Genomic DNA, 21,585 nt, shown 5'->3' with positions numbered 1-21,585 from the left:
CGCGGCTCCTGATGGGTCGGGAAGCCGGGTAGGAGGATTGCGCCGGGCGGTCAAGCCCGCGCATCCCCCTGTGCATGGGCGGGCGGCAGGGCGCGGGCGGGCACGCCTGCCACCTTGGCGCCGGGCGGCACATCCCGTGTCACCACCGCGCCCGCCGCCACGATCGCGCCGTCGCCCACCGTCACCCCGGGCAGAATGGTGGCCTTGCCGCCAATCCAGACCTCCGCCCCGATGCGCACTGGCAGGGCCCGCTCCAGCCCCTTCCGGCGGCCCGAGATGTCGTGGTGATGATCGGCGCAGTAAATGTGCACCCCCGGCCCGAGCATCGAGCGCACGCCGATCTCGACGCGGGCAGTGTCGAGCACGGTGCAAAAGGCATTGATGTAGACGCCATCGGCGAGATGCAGGTTCACGCCATAGGCGGCGTGAAACGGGGCCTCCAGAAAGCAGCCATCGCCAATGCCGCCCAGCAGGGCGCGCAGCCCCGGCCCGCAGGCGCCTCTCGCGCCCGGGTCCATGGTTGCGTGCTCATGGCAGGCCAGACGCGCCGCATGGCGCAGCGCATCGAGGTCCTCGGTCATGCAGGAATACCAGACGCCGTCCTCGACGCCCGGAAGGGCGTTCATCTGGCGCCGAGGCCCACCGGACAGCTGACGCCGGTGCCGCCGAGGCCACAATAGCCTGCCGGGTTCTTGGCGAGGTACTGCTGGTGGTATTCCTCGGCAAAGTAGAAGTCGGGGGCCATCAGGATCTCGGTGGTGATCTGGCCCAGCCCGCGGGCGCCGAGCGCCTCCTGGTAGGCCTCCTTCGAGGCCTTGGCGGCGGCCATCTGCGCATCGCTGAACACGTAGATGCCCGAGCGATACTGCGTGCCCCTGTCGTTGCCCTGCCGCATCCCCTGCGTCGGGTTGTGACCCTCCCAGAAGGCGGCAAGCAAGGCGTCGTAGCTCAGGCGCGTGGGGTCGAAGTGCAGCCGCACCACCTCGTTGTGCCCGGTCATGCCGGTGCAGACCTCGTCATAGGTGGCATTGGGGGTGTAGCCGCCCGCATAGCCCACCATGGTCAGCTCGACGCCGGGGATCTGCCAGAACAGGCGCTCCACGCCCCAGAAGCAGCCCATGCCGAACATCGCCGCTTCCTGACCTTCGGGCACCTTGTCCGTCAGGGGCGCGCCGGTGATGAAATGGGTCTTGGCGGTCGGGATCGCTGCGATCCGGCCCGGAAGTGCCTCGGGCTCACCCACCATCTGTGTCTTGTCTCGACCGAATCCGAACATGCTCGTCTCCCTCAGAGATGCTTTGACCGAGTATATAGCGAACGGTTCCCGTGAATCACGTCATTTGCCGCAATTGTTACTCCGCCGGCGCCGGCAGAACGGCGGAAAACCGCGTCTCGTTGCCCGGGGCCGGGTGGCGCGGGATCATCGTGGCCAGCACCAGCGAGCCGCAGGCGATGGCCGAGGCGAGCGCGAAGACAGCCCCCGGAGAGACCACCCAGAGGTAACCCAGCAAGGCCGGAAGGAAGACCGCGGCGATGTGGTTGATGGTGAAGGCCACCGCCGCCGTGGGCGCGATGTCGGCCGGATCGGCGATTTTCTGGAAGTATGTCTTCAGTGCAAGCGCGAGCGCGAAGAAAAGATGGTCGATGACATAGAGCGTCGCCGCCAGCACCACGCCCCAGCCGAACCAGTAGATGCCGCCATAGAGGGTAAAGACGATCACCAGCCCGGTGTATTCGAAGATCAGCGCATTGCGCTCGCCCCATGTGCCCACGAGCCGGCCCATCAGGGGGGCAAAGATCATGTTGGCCACGAGGTTGAGCAGGAACAGCGCCGTCACCTCATGCACCTCGAAGCCGAAGCGCTCGACCATCATGAAGCCCGCGAAGACCACGAAGATCTGCCGCCGGGCGCCGGCGAAGAACTGCAGCGTGTAGTAGAGCCAGTAGCGGCGGCGCAGCACCATGCGCGTGTTCTGCCGGTGCTCGCCCTCGAAGCGCGGATAGGCGACGAGGCAGAACAGGGCGATGGCGGTGCAGAGCCCGCCCGAGATCCAGTAGACGAAAGAGTAGGAGAGATCGAAGGTCTCCCATGTCAGCACGATCAGCCCGTAGGCCACCAGCGTCGCCGCCGAACCGACCGCCAGCAGCCATCCGAGCATCTGCGGGGCGCGCTCGATCTTGAGGAATTGGAGCTGCAACGACTGGTTCACCGTCTCGTAGTAGTGGAACCCCAGCGAGGAAAGCATGGTGATGGTCAGGATGCCGCCGAGCGAGGGGAACTGCGCGGTGATCGCCGTCGCCACGCCGAGCAGGACCAGCGAGATCAGCCCGAGCACCTGTTCGCGGATGAAGATCAGCAGGGCGATGACCCCGATGGCCAGAAACCCCGGAATTTCGCGCACCGTATGCAGCAGCCCGATGTCGCGCCCGTCGAAATCGGCCACTTCGATGACGAAGTTGTTCAGCAGCGCCGACCAGGTGGCAAAGGCCAGCGGCATGGCGACCGCCATCAGGAAGAGGAGGGTGATGGGCTGGCGCCAGCGGGGCAGGCGATGGGCCTCACGGAGGGGAATCGTATGCATAAGTCATCCATTACGCCCGCTTTCGGGCCGTGGGAAGTGCCGAGAGGGCAGGAACGGGGGGCCAGCCCCCCGCACCCCCCGGAGATATTTGCAGCAAGAAAATGGGCAGAAGGGGTTATCTGCCGGTCTGGCGCGCCCAAGGCGGGCGGGGCAGGGCGATGCTGTCGAACTGGCTGGAGAGCGGCTGGGGCGGGGTGAAGGGGTGCTGGGCGGGCATGGGAGCCTCCGATTCGGGACGGTATGGCACCCTTCGTAGGAGCTAAAGCTAACTTGAGGTCAAGGCACCAGGGGCCAGATCAGCGGGATCAGCGCCGAGGCCAGCAGGCCGACGGTGAGGTTGAGCGGGATGCCGACGCGCATGAAGTCGGTGAAGCGGTAGCCGCCGGGGCCGTAGACCAGCATGTTGGTCTGGTAGCCGATCGGCGTGGCGAAGCTGGCGGAGGCGGCGACCATCACCGCGATCACCAGCGGGCGCGGATCGTAGCCGAGCGCCGTGGCCAGCCCGATGGCGATTGGCGTGACTACCACGGCCACCGCGTTGTTGGAGACCAGCTCGGTGAGCACCGAGGTCAGCAGGTAGATCGCCCAGACGATGAAGAAGGGCGGCAGCCCTTCGAGCGCCGGGGCGATGGCGCTGACGATCAAGGTCACGGCGCCCGAAGCCTCCAGCGCCGCGCCCACCGCGAGCATCGAGAAGATCAACGCCAGCAGCCGCCCGTCGACGAAGGAGAACGCCTCGTCGGCGTCGATGCAGCGGGTGCCGAAGACCAGCGCCACCGCGAAGATCGACAGCGCCAGGATCGGCGCCACCCCGAAGGCGGCCAGCCCGACGATGCCGAGCAGCGCGATCACCGCCACCGGGGCCTTGGCGCGGCGGAAGGCGCGGCCCGCGGGGGCAGCCACATCGACAAGGTCCATGTCGGCCGCGAGGCGCTGGATGTCTTCGGGCGCCCCCTCCAGCAGCAGCGTGTCGCCCACCCGCACGACGAGGTCGTCGAGCTGGCGGCCGATGTTCTGGTTTCGCCGGTGCACCGCCAGCGGATAGACACCGTAGCGCCGCCGCAGGCGCAGCGTGCCCAGCGAGCGGCCCACCATGCGCGCACCCGGCGTGATCAGCACCTCGACGGTGGTGGTTTCGACCGAGGAGAGCTTGTCGACCATGCGCACCTCCTTGCTCTCCTGCAACGCCAGCAGCTCCGTCATCTGCGAGCGCAGCACCACCCGGTCGCCCGCCTCCAGCACCACCTCTCCCATGTTCCGCCGCAGCGAGGCATCGCCGCGCAGCACGTCGACCAGCCGCACGCCCTCGCGCTTGAAGGCATCGACCTCGCCCGGTTTCTGCCCGATCAGCGGGCTCTCTTCGGGCAAGGCGACCTCGGTGAAGAACTTGCGCCGCGCCGTGTCGCCGCCCGAGAGCAGGTTGGCCATCGACGGCCGGTCGGGCAGGATGCGTGGCGCGATGAAGCGCAGGTAGATCATGCCCCAGACCACGAGGATCACTGCCAGCGGCGTGACCTCGAAGATCCCGAAAGGGTCGAGCCCGTTGGCACGGGCCACACCATCGACCAGCAGGTTGGTGGAGGTGCCGATGAGGGTGAGCGTGCCCCCGAGGATTGCCGCATAACTCAGCGGAATCAACAGCTTGGAGGCAGAGATGTTCATCGTTCGGGCCAACTGCACGAAGACCGGGATCATCACCACCACCACCGGCGTGTTCGACACGAAGGCCGAGGCGATGACCACGAAGGCCACCATCGCCCCGACCGCCAGCGCCGGGCGGGTGGCGGCGTTGCGGTCGGCCACCTGGGTGAACCAGTCGAGCGCCCCGGTCCGCACCAGCGCCCCCATCACGAGGAACATCGCCGCGATGGTCCATGGCGCGGGGTTGGCCAGAACGGCGCGGGCATCGGTGTAGGGCAGCACGCCGGAGAACATCAGCACCGAAACGCCGAGGATGGCGACCACTTCGGGCGGGTAGGCCTCGCGGATGAACAGGACAAACATCGCGCCCACGACGGCCAGCGCGAAAATGGCATCCCAGGGCGGGGCAAAAAGTGTCAGGTCCATGTGGGTGCCGTGTTGCCCATGTCGAAGTGCGATACTAGCGGGCAGGTCGGGCGAGGCAAGCGGCGAGTGATGGTTGACCTCGGGGCGGGGGCGGGCAAGGCTTGCTGCACTGGCCTAAACCCCCGTGAGAAAGTTCTGCCGATGCAGCGCCTTGCCCCATTTGCCGCCCTTGCCCTGCTCGCCGGCCCGGCCGGGGCCGATTGCATCACCCGCGCCGAGAGCTTCCTGATGTGCACGGTGAAGGGCGGGGCAAAGGAGCTGCGCGGCTGCTGGGGGCCGGGGGATGCGGGCTACCAGTTCGGCCCCGAGGGCGGTGCGCCCGAGCTGGTGATCTCGGTGCCGCTCGCGCAGCTCGATTTCATCCCCTGGGCCGGGGTCGGCAGCTCGATCTGGGAAGAGGTGAACTTCGCCAACGCCGACTTACAATACAGCATCTGGCACCGGGTGGACCGCGCCCCCGAGGGCGATCCGCCCTCTGCCGGCGTCACCGTCACCCGCGGCGACGAAACCCTGGCCGAGCTCACCTGCGACCCGGGCACGATCTCGGCCAACTTCGAGGGGCTGTATCAGGCCAAGGCGGCCATCGGGCAATGCTGGCGCGACTTTTTATGGCAGACCTGCAAATCACCGTGATCCCCCTGTGCGTCGCCCCGCTGGCAAGGTATCCTGTGGCGAAGCATCGAAAGGACAGCCCATGCGCCGCGCCGCACTCACCGCCTCCCTCATCGCACCGCTCCTTGCCGGCCCCGCGCTTGCGGCGGGCTGGCTCGCGCCCAACGGCTTTCTCGTCGAGGGCGGCCCGCAGGCCATCGTGGTGCAGCCCATCGGCGCGGCGGGCAGCGCGGCCCTGTTCTGCGCGGCGGCAAGCTACGCCGCCGAGCGCCTCGGCGCCTCGGGCTCCGACTCCGTCGTCATCTCCTCTCCGCGCAGCGGCAGGGTCGGTGGCCCGGGGGGCGAAACAGTGGGCTTTCGCCTCGATCCAAATGCCGAACCCGACCACGGGCTTTTCCTGAAGGCATCGCGTCAGGGCGAGGCGGTTTCTGTCGCCCATGCCCGCACGCTCTGCCGCGACATTCCCGACGAGTAGCGCCTGCGCGTTTTCATTTGCAGGGAACTCTCGCCGGACGGGCGGCGTTTAGCCTGCAACATGAAACAGATAGCTCCCCTCCTGCTGCTCCTGAGCAGCGCGCTCGCAAGCCCCCTCGCGGCCAGCCCCTTCATCGACTATCCCGATGATCCCGGCATGCCGACGGACGAGGTGGTTGAAATTCACGTCGCGCCCAAGGATCTGGCGCGTTGCCAGGCGACGCTCGCCATGGTCACCGGCGCCCCCGTCACGGTTGGCGATGTCGCGATCGGCGAGGCCGAGCCGCGCCAGGTGGCCTACGACGCCCCTGATGCGCCGCCGCTTCCGGTCGCCGTCTGCGTGGCCGACCCGCGCCCGCGCCCCGGCTCCTGAGCCGCGCCGCACGTCCCGAAACTCAGGCCGCAATCCCCGCAACAAGGCTCGCCTGAAGGCCGCGCTCGGCATTGGCCAGCGCGGCCACTGCGCCTTTTCCCGCGCCTTGGGCGATCCGGTCGTTCTCGTTGCGCCGATCCCGCGCGCCGCGCCCGCCATAGGCGCCGACCTTCTCGTACACCTGGTCCGAAACCGCCTCGGGAAAGAACAGTTGCGAGGTCAGCACCTCGCGGCTGTTCAGCCACACCTTGTAATGCACATGCACCGCCCGACCGCGATACCAGCCCGGGTAGATCGTGGAAAACCGCGCCACACCGCCCGCGCCGGTGATCTGGGTGCCCCGCAGAAAGGTCTCGCCATTGGTGTTTTCGCGCGCGTAGCCCGAGTAGCGCCCGACTGCGTCGCAATGCCAGATATCCACCCGCGCGCCCTCGATCGGGCGGCAGTCGGCGTTCACCACCTGCAGGGCCAGCGCCAGCGGCAGGCCGGGGAGGCCCTCCGTCACATCGGCGCGGATCAGGCCGGGGTCGATGTAATAGGGCCCCTCGGTGGTTTCGCGCTGGATCAGGCAGACGTTCCCTGTAATCAGCCCGCCCTCCTGTGCCAGCGCGCTTCGGGCCGCCAGTGCCGAAAGCGGCAGGGCGGCGAGGGTGGTGAGCAGGCGGCGGCGGCTGAGGGCGGTCATGGTGTCTCCTTCTGGCTTGGTCCTGTATATAACGCGGCGCGCCCCGATTTCCGCCGCCCGCTTGCGCCGCGCCGCCGTGCCGCGCATCTTCCCGCCCATGCAGACCACCTTCACCATCGCCACCACCGGCCCCGGCCTCACCATGTTCACCGCCGATGTGGCCCGCTGGCTCGCCGCGAGCGGCGCGGGCGACGGGCTGCTGACGCTGCTGGTGCGCCACACCTCCTGCTCGCTGCTGATCCAGGAAAACGCCGACCCCGACGTGCGGGTGGATCTGGCGGAATTCTTCCACCGCCTCGTGCCGCCCACCACCGACCCCTCGATGCGCTACCTCACCCACACCTACGAAGGCCCCGATGACATGCCCGCCCACATCAAGGCGGCGCTGCTGCCGGTGTCGCTGCAAATTCCGGTGGCCGGCGGGCGGATGCGACTGGGCACGTGGCAGGGGCTCTACCTCTTCGAGCACCGCAGCGCGCCACACCGCCGCGAGGTGGCGGCACATTTCATTCATGATTAACGCGGCCGCGATGCTGCACCGCGGCGCATACCGGGTGTGTACGGGATGTGCACGGGTTGTGACTCAGTTAACACGGTTCCATGCTGCGTTCGCTCGGCAGCATGTGGGGGCAGCAGTTTAATGCTACCCAAACCCTAGGGGCTCCCCTATAGTGCCTGTGGACAAATGGGGAGCATAACCCCAGAGGCAGAGAAGAAGGGGACAGGAATGCGCTGCCCGTTTTGTGGAAATGTAGATACGCAGGTCAAGGACAGCCGGCCGGCGGAAGACCATGTCGCCATCCGGCGGCGTCGGTTCTGCCCCGCTTGCGGTGGTCGCTTCACCACCTATGAAAGGGTGCAACTGCGTGATCTTGTTGTCATAAAGTCCAGCGGACGCCGCGAAGACTTTGACCGTGACAAGCTCGAGCGTTCGATCCGGATCGCCTTGCAGAAACGCCCGATCGACCCCGAGCGCGTGGATCAGATGATCTCCGGTATAGTGCGCCGGCTCGAAAGCATGGGCGAGACCGATATCGACAGCAAGGTCATCGGCGAGATCGTCATGGAAAGCCTGGCCCGGATCGACACTGTCGCCTACGTGCGGTTTGCCAGTGTTTACAAGAACTTCCAGGCCGCAGATGATTTCGATCGCTTCGTCTCCGAACTGCGCCCGCCGGTCATGCCCGGTGACGCCGAGGAGTGACCCGCGAGGCTGATGTCAAGTGGATGTCACGCGCCCTGAGCCTCGGGGCGCGTGGGCTCGGCCAGGTTTGGCCCAATCCGGCAGTCGGCTGTATCCTCGTGAAGGATCAAAGGGTTGTGGGCCGCGGCTGGACGCAACCCGGCGGCCGCCCTCACGCCGAAGCCATGGCGCTCGCGCAGGCCGGCGAGGCCGCCCGCGGTGCCACCGCCTACGTCACGCTTGAGCCCTGCGCCCATCACGGCAAGACCCCACCCTGCGCCGAAGCCCTCGTGGCCGCCGGTGTCGCCCGGGTGGTGACGGCCCTGCAAGACCCGGATCCCCGCACCGCCGGCGAAGGCCACGCAAGGCTGCGCGCGGCCGGAATTTCCTGCGATACCAACATTCTGGCAGAGGCCGCCCAGCGTGCCCACGCGGGCTTTCTGAGCCGCGTCCAGCGCGGCAGGCCCCTGCTCACCCTCAAGCTCGCCAGCTCCTTCGATGGCCGCATCGCCACCGCATCGGGCGAAAGCAAGTGGATCACCGGCCCCGCCGCGCGCCATGCGGTGCAGGGGCTGCGCGCCAGCCATGACGCGGTGCTCGTCGGCGCCGGCACGGCGCGCGCTGATGATCCGGCGTTAACTCTTCGCGGCTATGGTGGCCGTCAAAGCCCGGTGCGGGTCGTGGTGTCACGCCGGCTGGAGCTGCCGCTGGAGAGCCAGCTCGCCCGGACCGCGCGCGATGTGCCGCTCTGGCTCTGTCATGGCCCCGACGCGCCCGAAGAACGCCGGAGCGCGTGGCTCAAGGCCGGTGCGGCGCTGCTGGAGGTGCCGCTGGGTGTCGATCGTCACCCCGATCCGGCCGCAATGCTGCAGCTGCTCGGTACGCGGGGCCTGACGCGGGTGCTCTGCGAGGGCGGCGGCATGCTCGCCGCCTCGCTCATCGGCGCCGGTCTTGCCGACCGGCTCGTCGGCTTTGTCGCCGGCGTCGTGCTGGGGGCCGAGGGTCAGCCCGCCATCGGCCCGCTCGGCCTGTCCGCGCTTTCCGAGGCACCGCGTTATGTGCTTGAAGAAACGTTGAAAATCGGGCCGGAACTGATGGCAACTTGGGGCGCGAGGCCGCCTGTCTAACGCCAGAGATGCGCGTATCCGGCAAAGATCCCCTGCGCCTTGGCCAGCAACCGATTGCCCAACCCCGGGCTTGGCAGGTTGCCGGTTTCCAGCCTGTCCAGCACCACTTCCACGGGGCAGGCCGTGCCCGTCAACGGGTCAAAATATCGTGGATAATCAATAAGAACCGCTTGAACCAGCGCCTCCAGCGTCGGCCGGGCCTCGCGCCGCTCGGGCAGGGCGCCCCGGTCGTCCGTCAGCCCCCAGCCGGCATAGAACGGCGCGCCCAACGTGGTCACGGGCACCTCCCGGATCAGCGCCTCGAACCCGAGGCCTGAGGTCATGGTCCACACCGCATCCACCCGCGCAATCAGCGCCGCAGGGTCGGTCCCGCCCAGCACCATATCGGCAAACTCGCCCGGGGTCTCGACCGCTCCCACCCGCAGGCCCGCCTCCACATCGGGATGCGGTTTGTACAGGATTACCGCCTCCGGATTCGCTTCACGAACAGCCTGTAGAAGGCTGCGATTGCTCGAAATTTCTCCGGTGCCCAGCCTGATCGACGCATCATCCTCAACCTGTCCCGGCACCAGAATGCGCCGCCCCGAGGGCAGGTCGGGCAGATCGGCGCTGCCGAGGTTGTACTTGCTCACCCCCTTGGCCTTGAGCCGGGAAATGAGCGCCGCCGCACGCGGATGCTCCGACTTCTGCGCCGCCTGCGCAATCAGGCGTTCCAGCCGCGACGGTGCGCCCGGATCGTAGTAGATCCCCAGATCGTCCCGCACGAGGCTCAAGGGCGGCACCAGTTCGGCCCCCAACCCCTTGGAGCGCAGAAACCCGTCTTCGATCCGCAGCAAGGGCACATGGGCGCGGGCCGTTTCGGCCTCCAGCGCCTCGTCCACCTTGCCGGCCCATGCCAGGACGGGGGCGGAGAGCGCCTTGGCACGTTCGCTCGCCTGCGCCGGATTGTCGTTGAACGTCAGGGGTTTCTCGCTGCCGAAGAAGCGTTGCAGCGGTCGGCGCTTCCAAAGCCGCATCCCGTAGGCGACCCCGCCCATCCGGTCTTCACGCCAGACACGGGCGCGGGCCGAAAGCCCGTCCATCACTTCCTCCAGCGTGGCCAGCCGGTCGCGCCACGGGTCATACCATGTGGGATAGAGGATCATCGCAGCGGCAAAGAGCTGCGCGCGCGTCAGGCGGCGCTCGCGGCGAGGGCAGGGGGCTTCATCCTCGGTCAGCCCCCAGCCGCCGTAGAACGGCTGACCGAACACCCGCGGCCTGTGCCCCGCGATGACGGCCTCGAAACCCATGCCGGAACTCACGGTGTAAACCGCAATGGCCCCCTCCAGCAGCGCCCAGGGTGACACCGCCTCCGTGAAGAGCCTGGTGCGTTCATCCTCATGCTCCGGCCCGAAGTGGCCTTCCCGCGCACCCTGCATGGTTTCGGGGTGGGTCTTGATGAGGATGCGCGCGCCGGGATGTTCGATTTGTGCAAAGGCCAGCATCTCGCGAAACGTCGCTTCGGAGGCGTTTCCGTAGCGGATGGAGGCATCTCCCCGGGTCTGGTCTATGACCAGCACATAGCCCGGCTCGGGCACTTCGATATCCGGATCGAAGGCGTTGTATTTGCTCAGGTGTTCCCGCTGCAGCCGCACCATCGCCGCCCGCGCGCGGGACATCATCGCGCCGTCGTCGAGCGGGTGGGTAGCGAGCAGGGTTTCGAGGTCGGAAGGGATGCGGCTATCAAAATGCACGCCATGTCGATCAATCAATAGCCCGACAGGTGGCTCGCCCCCTGCACGGCCAGGGTGGATGGAGCGCAAGAGCGTGTCTTCCACCCGCACCAGCGCCGCCCCGGTCCTGGCCGACATGGCCTCGCCCCGGGTCGCGTAGGGCGAATGGCCCCACACGCCGATGCAGTCCTCCGCGCCGGCCACGCCAAGCCGCACGTCCCAGCCTGCCAGTTCGAGGATGCGGCGCACCCGTTTCTGAAAGACGAACCCGCCGGAATAAACGAAAAGCCGCCGGGGCGCTGAGGCTCCGGCGGCTTGTTTTTCATCTGGCGCGGGGGCCACGGTGGCCCCGTCAGTTGCCGGCGGCGGAGGCCAGCGTGTTGGCCGTACCCGCGGCGCCGGTGAGGGCCGAGAGGGTCTTTTGCCATTGCACGTAGGGCGCCTCTGTCACGTAGACGGTGTCGCCATCGCGGATCACGAAGTCCCGCGCCTCGAACATCCCGTTGGGCTCGGTGAGATCGAGCACATAGGCCATGCGCTGGGTGCCGGTGATGTCGGTCCGGCCCAGAACCTGCTTGGCGATTTCCTCAGGCTCGTTGCGGAACACGAACACGCCGGTCGGGTCTGCGAGGTTGGAGCTGAGGCCGCCGACCTGGGCAATCGCCTCGATGGCCGAAAGCGTCTGGGTGGTGAAGGGAACCCGGTTCTGGGTGCCGGTCGCTCCCAGCGCGGTGAAGGCGCGGGTGTCTTCCTCCACAAGGATCCGGTCGCCGTCACGCAGGGCGATGTCGAACTTGGGATTGGAGAAGAGATCGTCCCACCAGATCGTGCATTTGTGCTTGCCGCGGATCACCGTGATCTGGGCCACTTCCTGCTCGATGGCGATGCCCCCGGCAGCGGCCAGCATGGCCGAAAGCGTGCGCGTCGGGCGCTCGATCGGGTAGACGCCCTGAGCGGCAACACCACCAACGACCGAAACCGTCGCACCGTCACCGGCGAGGCGGCGCACCAGCACTTGCGGGTCGGGGGTTTGGGTATCGAGCTTCTCGGTGATCAGCTGGCGGATGCGTTCGGGCGTGTTGCCCGCCGCCTTGATCCGGCCCGCGTAGGGCACGAAGATGAAGCCGGCGCTATCGACCTGTACCTCTTCCAGCACCGTGGCGCTCTGGCCCTGGCTGGCGAGGAGGCCGTCATCGACGTTCTCCCAGATCGTCAGCCCCAGCGTGTCGCCCGGGCGGATCGTGTCGGAGCCGATGCGGCCCGCGTTGAGGAAGGCCTTGGAAAAGCCCAGCACCGGGGTCACGGAGGTTGCGGCGGTCACCCGGCTGTTGACGGCCACGATGAAGGCATCGCCGTCTTTCAGGACGGATCCTGCATAGATTTCGCGCTTGTTGGGGCCACTGCGGGGGAGCCCGCAAGAGGATATCAGGGCGACCATGGCCAATGCGGCCGCGACTCGCGTCAGCGGAGAGGTTTTCAGCTTCACTGCTCGGGCTCCTTTACGGAATTTTGCCTCAAGTTTTGACGCCAACCTACGGAGGGGGCGTGCAAAAAGGAAGCGCGCTGGCGGCGGGGCTTTGCCGATGTGGGCAAGTGTGTTGCCCTTGTGCCGCGTTTTTACAGGCCGTGGGGCAACCGGGATTCTTCAAGGAATCCCGGTTGGTTGGCAGATGTAGTGGAAGTGCGCCCCGAGGGCCCCAAGGGCTGCGTCAGGTGACGAGTCTCAGCTGCAGGCGCGGCCCGGCCTTGCCCTGGGCGAGTGCATCATAGGGGTCTTCGGGGGCCAGCATCATGTCGACCACCTGCCGCAGGAGTTGCCTGCGCCCACGGGCCGAGTAGAAGCCGCCGGCGATCTGCGAGGTCTCCAGAAGAAAGCTGCGATAGTCGCGGTAGGCCTTGCTATCGGGGCGTGTGGGGGTGGCGAAGAACTCGGCGAGGGGCTGGGTCGAGACGAACTCTGGCTTGGCATAGACCGCATCGCCGAAGACCTTCAGCGGCAGCCCGCGCCACAGCACCTGCTGGGCGGCCGTGGAGTTGACCGTCACCGCGCTGCGGGCATGGTTGAGCAGTTGCGCCAGCTTGCCGCCACGCACGTAGTGCACCCGGTCCGCCACGCCATGCTCGCGCGCCAGGCGACGTATCTCGCGGCGCATGGGCACCCGACCGTCTTCCAGCGGGTGCGCCTTGAAAACAAGGTGGTGGTGGCGCGGCGCCCCTTCGGCAAAGCCCTCCATGGTGAGGGCCAGAAACTCGGTCATCGTGGTGAAGGGCGAGTGCTTCTGGAAGCTGGCGTCATGCTCCAGTTGCAGGATCGCGAGGTGATAGGGAAAGCCACCATGCTTGATGCGGAAGGTCGCCTGCACCCGGTCGGCCCAGAACACCGGCATGAGGAGCAAGCGCTTGAGGTAAAGCCCGAACTCCTGCGCCACCGTCAGCGACCGGTGCGGGCGGAAGTTGCGGTAGGGCCGGTTCCAGAGCAGGACGAAGTAGTGGTAGAGGAAGCCGTAGAAGATGTGGTGGCGCATGTCGCCCCACTTGGCCGGCGCATCGGGCAGGTCGATGTCTGACATCGCCAGCGCGGCCCGCATGTCCTCGATGGAAAACTCCACCAGCCGCGAATGCCCGTTGGAGCCGCCGCGCTCGTAGCTCACCCAATAGGGCCGCAGATAGCCCTCTTCGAACACATGCACCGTGATCCCGCGTTCCTTGGCGATGCGTACCGCTTCGGCATGGATGCTCCGGGTGTCGCCATAAAGCGCAATGTCGGTAATCGCCTTCTCGGCGCAGAGCTCGGCAAAGCGGGCCGGCCATTCCTCGGGCGTGCCGCGATAGGGGATGAAACTGCGGGTATGAAACCAGAAGGCCTCGTCGCCCTTGTTGAACCCGACGCGCCAAACCTCGCATCCCGCAGCTCGCAGCATCTTGCCGAGCCGATGAAAGAACGGCCCGTGCGGCCCCTGCAGGAACAGGAAGCGTCGGTTATCGGCGGCTAGGGCGCTCATCTTCGGCGCGGTCTCCTCAGGTCTTGCTTGTGGCCTAACCCATTCCTGCGGCAGAATTAAGGCTCCATGAACAGGGGCGCGGCTCCTGAGGCAATAACGGCAAGGGATTGAGGCATGTTTACCGGCATCGTCACCGACATCGGGCGGGTGGAGAAAGTGGAGATGCGCGGCGACATGCGGGCGCGCATCGGCACCGCCTATGACACCGGCGGCATAGATATTGGTGCGAGCATCGCCTGCGATGGCGTCTGCCTTACGGTGGTGGCGCTGGGCGAGAGCTGGTTCGAGGTCGATGTGTCGGCCGAGACGGTCTCGAAAACCTCCATCCCCGCCAATGGCTGGCCCGTGGGCAAGCGGCTCAACCTCGAGCGCGCGCTGAAGGTGGGCGACGAGCTGGGCGGGCATATCGTTTCGGGCCATGTGGACGGTGTGGCCGAGGTGGTGGGGATGAAGGATGAGGGCGACAGCCTGCGCCTGACTTTCAGGGCCCCAGAGGCGTTGGCCCGCTTCATCGCGCCCAAGGGCTCGGTTGCGCTCAATGGCACCTCGCTGACGGTCAACGAGGTGGAAGGGGCGGAGTTTGGCATCAACCTCATCCCGCACACCCGCGAAGTGACCACATGGGGCGAGGTGGCCAAGGGCGATGCGGTGAACCTCGAGGTCGACACCATGGCCCGCTACGTGGCGCGGCTTCAGGAGGCCGGGTGATGGCGGGCGTGCCGGTGCACGGCCCGGGTCACAACGGGGGCCCCACGCTGGAGCCCGGCGGCGCATGGCGCAGATACGCATGGAAGCAGGCCCGGGCCGAGCTGCTGCCGAGCCTGCCGCTTCCGGTGATCCAGCGCCGGCTGAAGCGGGCAGGCGAACTGGGCCTCGATTTCAAGACCTATGCCCGGGTGCGCCATTCGGCCGGGCGCGATATCGTGGCGATCCTGTTTTCGAACAACGCCCTGCGGCTGGTGCGTGAAGGGCAGGGCCTGCCCGAGGCGCGCGCCGCCAAGCTGCGCGGGTTGTCGGGCTGCGGCACCGGGCTGCTGGCCCATGCCCCGCAAGACCCAGTGAAGCTGGCCGCGCGCATCGAGGCGGCGCATGACATTCGCCTTGCTCCAGCCACGCAAGCTCCACGCCTCAGCGACACATGGGGCCAGACCCGCGCCCGGATCCGTGACCTGCTGAATGCCGCAGGATACCTGCCCGGCGCCGTCGTGCTTGTGGGCGATACCGCGCTGGAGGCCGATTGGGCACCTACCGCCGCGCTCGCGGGCCATGTCGCTGCCGAGCAATACTTCGGCCCCTGACCCCCCGCGACCTCGCGTCTCGCCCCGGCCTTCCGCCCTTTCCAACCCGGACCATCCAAGCTAGATGAAGCCGCAAACCAGAGCGGGTGGCCCCGATGAACGATCTTTCGACCAACTACCATGATGCGATCTCTTCCGTGGATGAGATCATCGAGGATGCGCGCAACGGGCGCATGTTTATCCTCGTCGACCATGAGGACCGCGAGAACGAGGGCGATCTGGTGATCCCCGCGCAGATGGCCACGCCCGATGCGATCAACTTCATGGCGACGCACGGGCGCGGGCTGATCTGCCTGTGCCTGACCGGCGAGCGGATCGACGCGCTGGGGCTGCCGCTGATGTCGACCCAGAACTCTTCGCGCCATGAAACCGCCTTTACCGTCAGCATCGAGGCCCGCGAGGGTGTGACCACCGGCATTTCTGCTGGCGATCGCGCCCGCACCGTGGCCGTGGCGATCGACGCCGGCAAATCGGCTCAGGACATCGCGACGCCGGGGCATGTCTTTCCGCTGCGCGCCCGCGAGGGCGGGGTGCTGGTGCGGGCCGGGCATACCGAGGCCGCTGTGGATGTGAGCCGCCTTGCCGGGCTGAACCCCTCGGGCGTGATCTGCGAGATCATGAACGAAGACGGCACCATGTCGCGCCTGCCCGATCTGGTGGCCTTTGCACAGCGCCACAACATCAAGATCGGCACGATTTCCGACCTCATCGCCTACCGCCGCCGCCACGACAACCTCGTGTCGGTGAAGAAGGAAGAAACCGTGACCTCCGCTTTTGGCGGCGAGTGGCAGATGAAAATCTACTCCGATCAGGTGCAGGGCGCCGAGCATATCGTGCTGGTGAAGGGCGATATTTCGGGCGATGCCCCGGTGCTGACCCGGATGCACGCGCTCGACCCGATGCTCGACGTGGTCGGCGTGGCCGGGGCGGGCCGGGCCCATGAGTTTGGCGCGGCGATGGAAGCCGTGGCCGCCGAGGGCCGGGGCGTGGTGGTGCTGCTGCGCGATCTGACCATGAAGATTGCCGCCGCCGAAGAAGCCTCGCCGCAGACGCTCCGTCAGTACGGCCTTGGTGCGCAGATCCTGTCGTCGCTCGGGCTGCACAAGCTGGAGCTGCTCACCAATTCGCCCACCCCCAAGATCGTCGGCCTCGACGCCTACGGCCTCGAGATCGTCGGCACCCGCCGGATCGAGGAGGCGGGCTGATGGCCGGGAGCGAGAACCACTACATCCTGCCGCGCCCGGAGTTCGACGTGGCGCCCAAGGTGCTGATCGTCGTTGCGCCCTATTACAAGGACATCGCCGATGCGATGCTGGCCGGGGCGCAGGCCGAGCTTGAGGCTGCCGGGGCCTTTCACGAGACCGTTGAAGTGCCCGGCGCACTCGAGGTGCCCACCGCCATCCGCATCGCCCATCGTCAGAGCAACTTCGATGGCTTCGTGGCGCTGGGCTGCGTCATCCGGGGCGAAACCACCCATTACGAGACCGTCTGCAACGACAGCTCCCGCGCCCTGACCCTGCTGGGGCTGGAAGGGGCCTGCATCGGCAATGGCATCCTGACGGTGGAAAACCGCAAACAGGCCGAGGTCCGTGCCGAAGTGGACGGGCAGAACAAGGGCGGCGGCGCGGCCGCGGCGGCCCTGCATCTGATCGCGCTGACCCGGCGTTTCGGCAAGCCCGCACGCGGGGTCGGCTTCCGCTCCCCGATAGAGAACGAAATCCTGATGGCCGGCAACGGCAAAGGGCCCAAGACCGCATGAGCGACAAACGCACCAAGAAATCCGCCGCACGTCTCTACGCCGTGCAGGCGCTGTTCCAGATGGAAGCCTCAGGCCAGACGGCAGAGGCGGTTGAAACCGAATTCGAAGATCATCGCTTCGGCACCGAGTATTTCGAGGGCGAGGAAATGGCCGAGGGAGATTCGTCGCTGTTTCGCAAGCTCGTCGGCGATGCGGTGAACCACCAGGCGAAGATCGACCAGATGACCGACCGGGCGCTGGTGGCCAAATGGCCGATCAACCGGATTGACCCCACGCTGCGGGCGCTCTTCCGCGCGGCCGGGGCCGAGCTGGTGGAGGCCAAGACGCCGCCCAAAGTCGTGATCGTCGAGTTTGTCGACATCGCCAAGGCGTTCTTCCCGGAAGGGCGCGAGCCGAAGTTCGTGAACGCCGTGCTCGATCACATGGCGCGTGAGGCCCGGCCAGAGGCGTTCTGAGCGGGCTACGCGCTGCTGCGGCAAACAAATCCAACGGGGTTAACTGGTTGTTAGGCGACGGCGCCTTATCTCTTGTGAGACGCATGCCGCGCCGGAGGCCTTTCAATGCCCAAGCTCGTATCGCTCTATCTCCGCAATGTCCTGATCGGATTTGCCCTCGCCGCGCTCTTCGTGGCCGGGCTCTTGTGGTTTGACGTCGCCAACCTTTGGCACCTCATGACCCACAGCCCCGACGGGGCGCTGGCCGTGTTCATGCTCTTCATGTTCAACGGTATCGTGTTTTCGGGGGTGCAGTTCGGCATTGCCGTCATGTCGATGGCAGTGCCGAAGGACCCGGGCATTGGGGGCATGACCGCGCTGATGCAGCCGCTTCTCGTGTCGAGAGAGCCAGACCCCGCCCACCATCAGCGCAAACGCGGGTTCGGCGACTTCTGAGGCCTACTCGCCGACGATCTCTGTCGCCACGGCAAACTCGGTCAGCTCTTCGGGCACCAGGATGTAGATTTCATCCGGCGGGGTCGACAGGGCATGTGCCATAAGGCCCAGCCCGATGCCCATTTCGCCCAGGTAGCGGATCACCTCGGCCTGACTGTGCTGAATATCTTCGACGGCCAGAAAGGCGGGCAGCACGGTGCTTTGGCCGTAGTAGCTTTGATGCACCCCAACCTTGGCCTCCGCACTCACCCGCCGCTCGGTGCCCGCCATCAGCATGTAGGGGCAGGCCGACAGGCAGAAGGCGCCGGGGTCCATCTCGGTGTTGATTGCCTTTTCCCGGATCAGCCGACCGATCTGAAGCGCGTCGCCCACCGAACCGCCGGGCGAGTGGAGCCAGAGCGTTTCGGGAACTTCTGGCTGGCGCTCGAGCCACTCTGCAAAGCGGTCGCCATCGCCATCGGAAATGGCGCCGACGATGCGGGTGCCGCCCTCAGGCCGATCTTCGAAATAGAGGCGCTTGGGCATGTTCGCCGCGCCTTCCATCGGGATGCCGGGCATCGGCGGACGACGCACCTCGTCGGGGTCGAACCGGCGTGTCTGATCGCCCGGCGCAACCGGGTTGGTGACCGCCGGCGCAGAGGTGGGCCAGCGGATCTCGGGGGCGACGAGCGAAAAATCCTGCGCCAGCAGGACGGCGGCGATGCCGATCTGGAGCCCGAAAATGGCCTTAAGCCCGGTTTTTGCAGTCAGTGCCATGGCTCCCACCTCAGACCGAACGCGGCCCGGCGCCTTCGACCGGGCTCGGTTTTTCCAGCGGCTCCACGTTCTCGGGGCGGTCCTCATCGGGCATCTCGGCAGGGGGGGCTGCCTGTTTCGCCTCACGCGGGTCCATCGCATCTTCAACGTCGCGGGCCGCGGCCAGTGCGGCGCGCAGCTCGGCCATGGTCATGCGGTCCTCGATCGCCACCGGCTCCCGCCCGGACCGGATGGCGGCCTGCACCACCATCAGGATCAGCACCAGAACCGCGGGCAGCAGGTCGATCGCAATCGCCCCGGCCCAGCTCGGCACGAAGTTCTCGGCATAGAGGATCACCGCATCGGCGGCGGAAATCGGGGTGTAGGCCGTTTCGGCGGGCGGGGTCATCGACATCACCCCTTCGGCCGCCACGCGCAGGGTGTCGGCGCGCTGGCCCAGCACCCCGAGCACGGACTCGAGGGTCGAGGCCTGGCCGATCCTGTCTTCTTCCGTCCGGCCATCAAGTTGGGGCAGAACCACGGACTGGCTCAGATCCTGCGCCGCCCGCACCACCAGCGGGGCCACCGAAAGCTGGCGCAACTCGGTGATGATCCCGGCCAGCCGCACCGCCTCTTCCGAGAACTCCACCGAGCGGGACTCGACAGGCCCGGTCTCGACCGTGAGCGCCCGCATCCGCGAGAGGATCACGTTGCCTTGGGCAAACCGTTCTTCAACCAGCGGCGTCTGGCTGGCGATCTGGGCCTCCAGCGCGGCCAGTTCGTCGGCCTTCTGGTTCAGGACCCGAAACACCGCGCCGCGCCCGGCAAGGCCCGACAGATTGCCCGTGGCCTCCTGCTCGGACAGATCGGTGAAGCTCTGGCGCACCCGGGCCACGTCGCGCTCCAGCCCCTGACCGGCAGTGGCGATCTGGTAGCTGCGCTCCAGCGCCCCCTGATAGTCCTGCACTGTCTTGGCAAGGTGCTGCTCCACCGCCGCCGCGCCTGCCAGCGCCGCCGCGTTCAGCCAAGACGACATCGCGACGATCGCCAGGGAGCCGAGCGCCATGGAAAGCAGCAGCCCGATCCGCGCCGAGGCGGTGCGGACGGCGGGCAGGAGCCGCATCAGGAATGACCAGAACACGAAGATCCCGACCGAAACCGCGATGGAATAGGCCACGGCGGCGAAGAAGGTCATCGCGCCGTTGTTGTCGAGCAGGGAGGAGACGCCGAGGTATGTGTAAATGCCCGAAGCGGTGGCCAGCACGCCGAGCGCGGTGGGAGTGAAGCTGTCGAGCACCCCGAGATGGCCTTCAAGCTCCTTCGCATGTTCGAGGCCGCGCGCCTCGCTCTGGCTCATCTTCCGGCTCATTGCACCCTCCACCTCAGACCCGCTGAGTATAGGGATGCGCCGCCCGCTGGAAAGCGGGGGGCCTTCACTTGGGCGTTATGACCTCGAGCAGAGAGGCGGGTGGCGGGGACCGCAGCGACCGGCAAGGCGATCGAATTCCCGGGGACCTGTATATACAGGTGGGCGTCGGGTAACCGGACCAGGGCCCGGACAGAGCCAACTCCCATGGAATTGCTTAAGGCCACTGGAATTGTGCCTCGACACGAGAAGAGCAGATCCGCCAGTGCCGGAGATAGGCTTGTGACAGGGCGCTGACAAGGGGGCGTGTCAAATGAGGCGGGCGCCCGCTCTCAGCGGAAGGCGCGGCGCACCTTGCTCTTGACCGACGAGCGCTTGATCCCGCGAGACAGTGAAGGCCGCCCCTGCCGGATGATCGCGCCATTTGGCGTGGTGGTGCCGATGGAAAGCCCACGCGAGGGACCGCCGCCGTAAACCACGTAGTCCTTCTGGAACGGGAAGTAGCGGTGCCCCTTCCACTGCGAGCCGCGGAAGCGCTCCTCGGGGTGGCGCTTGCGATCCGAGGGGTGGAGCGTCCAGACCTTGGGGCGGCCCGACGCGGTCTGCTCGACCTCCGCCGGTGCTTCCTCGGCAAAGACCCATCGCCAGAACTTGTCGGCAAGACCCTCATCGGCAGCGCGCGCCGGAATCGCGATAGCGGCGGCGAGGGCGATGAACATGGTTATGATCGAAATGCGACCCATGTGACAAAACTAGGGCAGGGGCAGGGGGGTGTCATCCCGCCTTCGGCGCGCGCGTTTCCCGCACATGAACAATGCCCGTCCATCCACCGTCATCATCGCCGGAACGGGTGGCATTTGCGGCAAGACCTAGGCAAATTTTTGTTTTAATTTCCGCGGCTCACCCGCGGGGTTGATAGGTGTTTTCGTTTTGTTCATGTTTCAGGCATGGATGCCCCGCAAGAATCACCCACTCCACAGTTGCAGCCCGGCCAGTTGCTCGCCCGAGGCGTGTGCCGGCACATGCGGTCATTCGGATTCGTCACGGTAGAAGAGCTGGTGCCCACCCCGGGGCTGCGGGTGGATGTGATGGCGCTGGGGCCGAAGGGCGAGATCTGGGTGATTGAGTGCAAGTCGAGCCGAGCAGACTACATGGCCGATCACAAGTGGCAGGGCTACCTGGAATGGTGCGACCGGTTTTTCTGGGCTGTCGACGAGGCTTTCCCGACAGAGCTGCTCCCGGCCGAAACCGGCCTGATCATTGCCGACCCCTATGATGCAGAGGTCATCCGCATGGGGCCCGAAAGCAAGCTGGCGGCGGCGCGGCGCAAGGCGATGGTGGGAAAATTCGCCCGCCATGCCGCGTTGCGCCTGCAGGCGCTGCGCGATCCACGCCCGTCGGGCCTGCTTTAGCGCTTCTTGCGCCCGCCTGCGATGGTGGCTGCCGCCCGCTGGGCCGCGCTCTTCAGCTCTTCTGCGATTTCGAGCGCCTCTTCGGGGTCGAAGTCCATCGGCAGGTCCACGCCATCGCCTTGGATATAGAGCCGCACCATGCCCTGATCGGTCGGGCCGATCTGAAGGTTTGCGGCGGTTTCGCTTTCGCTGTTGATGCCCATGGTCGGCCTCCGGATGCAGGGGTCTGCGGTGGGCCGTGAGCTAGCCCGCCAGCCCTTCTGTGGCAAGGGTGGATAATGCTTGACGGGGGCAAGTGAGTGACGGAG

Annotated in this window: 25 protein-coding genes; 13 read left to right on the top strand and 12 right to left on the bottom strand. The window is 66.8% G+C overall.

What is annotated here, in order from left to right; all coding sequences use genetic code 11:
- Positions 1–50 precede the first annotated feature (50 nt).
- The 4 genes from GTH22_RS08825 to GTH22_RS08810 all read right to left on the bottom strand — a co-directional run bounded on the left by GTH22_RS08825 (position 51) and on the right by GTH22_RS08810 (position 4,649).
- Positions 51–626: a sugar O-acetyltransferase gene (locus GTH22_RS08825; protein WP_252944823.1), complete on the bottom strand. Its 576-nt coding sequence runs from the start codon at positions 624–626 to the stop codon at positions 51–53.
- A complete protein-coding gene (gene msrA, locus GTH22_RS08820) occupies positions 623–1,276 on the bottom strand; it encodes a peptide-methionine (S)-S-oxide reductase MsrA (protein ID WP_252944822.1) in 654 nt (217 codons plus the stop codon). The genes GTH22_RS08825 and msrA overlap by 4 nt, the downstream gene beginning before the upstream one ends.
- Before the next feature lie 76 nt (positions 1,277–1,352).
- On the bottom strand, positions 1,353–2,582 hold the full coding sequence (locus GTH22_RS08815; RefSeq protein ID WP_252944821.1) for an MFS transporter: 1,230 nt from the start codon (positions 2,580–2,582) through the stop codon (positions 1,353–1,355).
- A gap of 276 nt (positions 2,583–2,858) precedes the next feature.
- The gene (locus tag GTH22_RS08810) at positions 2,859–4,649 is read right to left on the bottom strand and encodes an SLC13 family permease (protein WP_252944820.1); all 1,791 of its coding nucleotides are present in this window, start codon (positions 4,647–4,649) and stop codon (positions 2,859–2,861) included.
- Between the two features lie 141 nt (positions 4,650–4,790).
- On the opposite strand from GTH22_RS08810, the gene GTH22_RS08805 reads away from it, so the two are divergent.
- The 3 genes from GTH22_RS08805 to GTH22_RS08795 all read left to right on the top strand — a co-directional run bounded on the left by GTH22_RS08805 (position 4,791) and on the right by GTH22_RS08795 (position 6,108).
- Entirely contained in the window at positions 4,791–5,282 is a 492-nt protein-coding gene (locus GTH22_RS08805) for a hypothetical protein (protein ID WP_252944819.1), read from the top strand.
- A 61-nt stretch (positions 5,283–5,343) separates the two neighbouring features.
- Complete coding sequence (locus GTH22_RS08800) at positions 5,344–5,736, top strand: hypothetical protein (protein WP_252944818.1); 393 nt, start codon at positions 5,344–5,346, stop codon at positions 5,734–5,736.
- 60 nt (positions 5,737–5,796) lie between these two features.
- The gene (locus GTH22_RS08795) at positions 5,797–6,108 is read left to right on the top strand and encodes a hypothetical protein (protein WP_252944817.1); all 312 of its coding nucleotides are present in this window, start codon (positions 5,797–5,799) and stop codon (positions 6,106–6,108) included.
- A 22-nt stretch (positions 6,109–6,130) separates the two neighbouring features.
- Here the strand turns inward: GTH22_RS08795 and GTH22_RS08790 are convergent, their stop codons facing one another.
- Positions 6,131–6,793: an intradiol ring-cleavage dioxygenase gene (locus tag GTH22_RS08790; RefSeq protein ID WP_252944816.1), complete on the bottom strand. Its 663-nt coding sequence runs from the start codon at positions 6,791–6,793 to the stop codon at positions 6,131–6,133.
- A 97-nt stretch (positions 6,794–6,890) separates the two neighbouring features.
- On the opposite strand from GTH22_RS08790, the gene GTH22_RS08785 reads away from it, so the two are divergent.
- The 3 genes from GTH22_RS08785 to ribD all read left to right on the top strand — a co-directional run bounded on the left by GTH22_RS08785 (position 6,891) and on the right by ribD (position 9,103).
- Entirely contained in the window at positions 6,891–7,313 is a 423-nt protein-coding gene (locus tag GTH22_RS08785; RefSeq protein ID WP_252944815.1) for a secondary thiamine-phosphate synthase enzyme YjbQ, read from the top strand.
- 207 nt (positions 7,314–7,520) lie between these two features.
- Positions 7,521–7,997, top strand: a complete 477-nt coding sequence (gene nrdR, locus GTH22_RS08780) for a transcriptional regulator NrdR (RefSeq protein ID WP_252944814.1) — start codon at positions 7,521–7,523, stop codon at positions 7,995–7,997.
- Complete coding sequence (gene ribD / locus GTH22_RS08775) at positions 7,994–9,103, top strand: bifunctional diaminohydroxyphosphoribosylaminopyrimidine deaminase/5-amino-6-(5-phosphoribosylamino)uracil reductase RibD (RefSeq protein WP_371928333.1); 1,110 nt, start codon at positions 7,994–7,996, stop codon at positions 9,101–9,103. The genes nrdR and ribD overlap by 4 nt, the downstream gene beginning before the upstream one ends.
- Here the strand turns inward: ribD and GTH22_RS08770 are convergent.
- The 3 genes from GTH22_RS08770 to GTH22_RS08760 form a co-directional block, all read right to left on the bottom strand.
- The gene (locus tag GTH22_RS08770; protein WP_371928332.1) at positions 9,100–11,157 is read right to left on the bottom strand and encodes a capsular polysaccharide biosynthesis protein; all 2,058 of its coding nucleotides are present in this window, start codon (positions 11,155–11,157) and stop codon (positions 9,100–9,102) included. The two genes, ribD and GTH22_RS08770, sit on opposite strands and share 4 nt — an antisense overlap.
- A 10-nt stretch (positions 11,158–11,167) precedes the next feature.
- Complete coding sequence (locus tag GTH22_RS08765) at positions 11,168–12,253, bottom strand: polysaccharide biosynthesis/export family protein (RefSeq protein WP_252947611.1); 1,086 nt, start codon at positions 12,251–12,253, stop codon at positions 11,168–11,170.
- 271 nt (positions 12,254–12,524) lie between these two features.
- Positions 12,525–13,817: a capsule biosynthesis protein gene (locus tag GTH22_RS08760; protein WP_252944812.1), complete on the bottom strand. Its 1,293-nt coding sequence runs from the start codon at positions 13,815–13,817 to the stop codon at positions 12,525–12,527.
- Positions 13,818–13,931: 114 nt separating this feature from the next.
- Between GTH22_RS08760 and GTH22_RS08755 the strand changes: the two genes are divergently transcribed.
- The 6 genes from GTH22_RS08755 to GTH22_RS08730 all read left to right on the top strand — a co-directional run bounded on the left by GTH22_RS08755 (position 13,932) and on the right by GTH22_RS08730 (position 17,764).
- Entirely contained in the window at positions 13,932–14,525 is a 594-nt protein-coding gene (locus GTH22_RS08755; RefSeq protein ID WP_252944811.1) for a riboflavin synthase, read from the top strand.
- The gene (locus tag GTH22_RS08750; protein ID WP_252944810.1) at positions 14,525–15,115 is read left to right on the top strand and encodes a hypothetical protein; all 591 of its coding nucleotides are present in this window, start codon (positions 14,525–14,527) and stop codon (positions 15,113–15,115) included. Before GTH22_RS08755 ends, GTH22_RS08750 begins: the two co-directional genes overlap by 1 nt.
- Positions 15,116–15,210: 95 nt before the next feature.
- Positions 15,211–16,320, top strand: a complete 1,110-nt coding sequence (gene ribB, locus GTH22_RS08745) for a 3,4-dihydroxy-2-butanone-4-phosphate synthase (RefSeq protein WP_252944809.1) — start codon at positions 15,211–15,213, stop codon at positions 16,318–16,320.
- A complete protein-coding gene (locus GTH22_RS08740; RefSeq protein WP_252944808.1) occupies positions 16,320–16,874 on the top strand; it encodes a 6,7-dimethyl-8-ribityllumazine synthase in 555 nt (184 codons plus the stop codon). The genes ribB and GTH22_RS08740 overlap by 1 nt, the downstream gene beginning before the upstream one ends.
- A complete protein-coding gene (gene nusB / locus GTH22_RS08735; RefSeq protein WP_252944807.1) occupies positions 16,871–17,329 on the top strand; it encodes a transcription antitermination factor NusB in 459 nt (152 codons plus the stop codon). Before GTH22_RS08740 ends, nusB begins: the two co-directional genes overlap by 4 nt.
- Positions 17,330–17,434: 105 nt before the next feature.
- Positions 17,435–17,764, top strand: a complete 330-nt coding sequence (locus GTH22_RS08730; RefSeq protein ID WP_252944806.1) for a hypothetical protein — start codon at positions 17,435–17,437, stop codon at positions 17,762–17,764.
- Between the two features lie 3 nt (positions 17,765–17,767).
- On the opposite strand, the gene GTH22_RS08725 is transcribed toward GTH22_RS08730, so the two are convergent.
- The 3 genes from GTH22_RS08725 to GTH22_RS08715 all read right to left on the bottom strand — a co-directional run bounded on the left by GTH22_RS08725 (position 17,768) and on the right by GTH22_RS08715 (position 20,608).
- Positions 17,768–18,520, bottom strand: a complete 753-nt coding sequence (locus GTH22_RS08725; protein WP_252944805.1) for a hypothetical protein — start codon at positions 18,518–18,520, stop codon at positions 17,768–17,770.
- A 10-nt stretch (positions 18,521–18,530) separates the two neighbouring features.
- Entirely contained in the window at positions 18,531–19,868 is a 1,338-nt protein-coding gene (locus tag GTH22_RS08720; RefSeq protein ID WP_252944804.1) for a hypothetical protein, read from the bottom strand.
- A 329-nt stretch (positions 19,869–20,197) separates the two neighbouring features.
- Positions 20,198–20,608 carry a hypothetical protein gene (locus GTH22_RS08715; RefSeq protein ID WP_252944803.1) on the bottom strand — a complete coding sequence of 137 codons (411 nt, stop codon included), beginning with the start codon at positions 20,606–20,608 and terminating at the stop codon, positions 20,198–20,200.
- Between the two features lie 204 nt (positions 20,609–20,812).
- Here GTH22_RS08715 and GTH22_RS08710 point away from each other — a divergent pair, with 204 nt between their 5' ends.
- Positions 20,813–21,277 carry an MmcB family DNA repair protein gene (locus tag GTH22_RS08710; protein ID WP_252944802.1) on the top strand — a complete coding sequence of 155 codons (465 nt, stop codon included), beginning with the start codon at positions 20,813–20,815 and terminating at the stop codon, positions 21,275–21,277.
- On the opposite strand, the gene GTH22_RS08705 is transcribed toward GTH22_RS08710, so the two are convergent.
- Entirely contained in the window at positions 21,274–21,480 is a 207-nt protein-coding gene (locus GTH22_RS08705) for a DUF6324 family protein (RefSeq protein WP_252944801.1), read from the bottom strand. The genes GTH22_RS08710 and GTH22_RS08705 overlap by 4 nt on opposite strands.
- Positions 21,481–21,585: the final 105 nt, after the last annotated feature.

This window comes from Oceanicola sp. 502str15 (assembly GCF_024105635.1).
Lineage (GTDB): Bacteria > Pseudomonadota > Alphaproteobacteria > Rhodobacterales > Rhodobacteraceae > Vannielia.
This window is presented reverse-complemented; position numbering and strand designations above follow the sequence as displayed.

Coding starts and splice junctions, on each gene's coding strand:
- GTH22_RS08825 (WP_252944823.1), bottom strand. CDS start 626: ATGAACGCCCTTCCGGGCGTCGAGGACGGCGTCTGGTATTCCTGCATG.
- msrA (WP_252944822.1), bottom strand. CDS start 1,276: ATGTTCGGATTCGGTCGAGACAAGACACAGATGGTGGGTGAGCCCGAG.
- GTH22_RS08815 (WP_252944821.1), bottom strand. CDS start 2,582: ATGCATACGATTCCCCTCCGTGAGGCCCATCGCCTGCCCCGCTGGCGC.
- GTH22_RS08810 (WP_252944820.1), bottom strand. CDS start 4,649: ATGGACCTGACACTTTTTGCCCCGCCCTGGGATGCCATTTTCGCGCTG.
- GTH22_RS08805 (WP_252944819.1), top strand. CDS start 4,791: ATGCAGCGCCTTGCCCCATTTGCCGCCCTTGCCCTGCTCGCCGGCCCG.
- GTH22_RS08800 (WP_252944818.1), top strand. CDS start 5,344: ATGCGCCGCGCCGCACTCACCGCCTCCCTCATCGCACCGCTCCTTGCC.
- GTH22_RS08795 (WP_252944817.1), top strand. CDS start 5,797: ATGAAACAGATAGCTCCCCTCCTGCTGCTCCTGAGCAGCGCGCTCGCA.
- GTH22_RS08790 (WP_252944816.1), bottom strand. CDS start 6,793: ATGACCGCCCTCAGCCGCCGCCGCCTGCTCACCACCCTCGCCGCCCTG.
- GTH22_RS08785 (WP_252944815.1), top strand. CDS start 6,891: ATGCAGACCACCTTCACCATCGCCACCACCGGCCCCGGCCTCACCATG.
- nrdR (WP_252944814.1), top strand. CDS start 7,521: ATGCGCTGCCCGTTTTGTGGAAATGTAGATACGCAGGTCAAGGACAGC.
- GTH22_RS08765 (WP_252947611.1), bottom strand. CDS start 12,253: ATGGTCGCCCTGATATCCTCTTGCGGGCTCCCCCGCAGTGGCCCCAAC.
- GTH22_RS08760 (WP_252944812.1), bottom strand. CDS start 13,817: ATGAGCGCCCTAGCCGCCGATAACCGACGCTTCCTGTTCCTGCAGGGG.
- GTH22_RS08755 (WP_252944811.1), top strand. CDS start 13,932: ATGTTTACCGGCATCGTCACCGACATCGGGCGGGTGGAGAAAGTGGAG.
- GTH22_RS08750 (WP_252944810.1), top strand. CDS start 14,525: ATGGCGGGCGTGCCGGTGCACGGCCCGGGTCACAACGGGGGCCCCACG.
- ribB (WP_252944809.1), top strand. CDS start 15,211: ATGAACGATCTTTCGACCAACTACCATGATGCGATCTCTTCCGTGGAT.
- GTH22_RS08740 (WP_252944808.1), top strand. CDS start 16,320: ATGGCCGGGAGCGAGAACCACTACATCCTGCCGCGCCCGGAGTTCGAC.
- nusB (WP_252944807.1), top strand. CDS start 16,871: ATGAGCGACAAACGCACCAAGAAATCCGCCGCACGTCTCTACGCCGTG.
- GTH22_RS08730 (WP_252944806.1), top strand. CDS start 17,435: ATGCCCAAGCTCGTATCGCTCTATCTCCGCAATGTCCTGATCGGATTT.
- GTH22_RS08725 (WP_252944805.1), bottom strand. CDS start 18,520: ATGGCACTGACTGCAAAAACCGGGCTTAAGGCCATTTTCGGGCTCCAG.
- GTH22_RS08720 (WP_252944804.1), bottom strand. CDS start 19,868: ATGAGCCGGAAGATGAGCCAGAGCGAGGCGCGCGGCCTCGAACATGCG.
- GTH22_RS08715 (WP_252944803.1), bottom strand. CDS start 20,608: ATGGGTCGCATTTCGATCATAACCATGTTCATCGCCCTCGCCGCCGCT.
- GTH22_RS08710 (WP_252944802.1), top strand. CDS start 20,813: ATGGATGCCCCGCAAGAATCACCCACTCCACAGTTGCAGCCCGGCCAG.
- GTH22_RS08705 (WP_252944801.1), bottom strand. CDS start 21,480: ATGGGCATCAACAGCGAAAGCGAAACCGCCGCAAACCTTCAGATCGGC.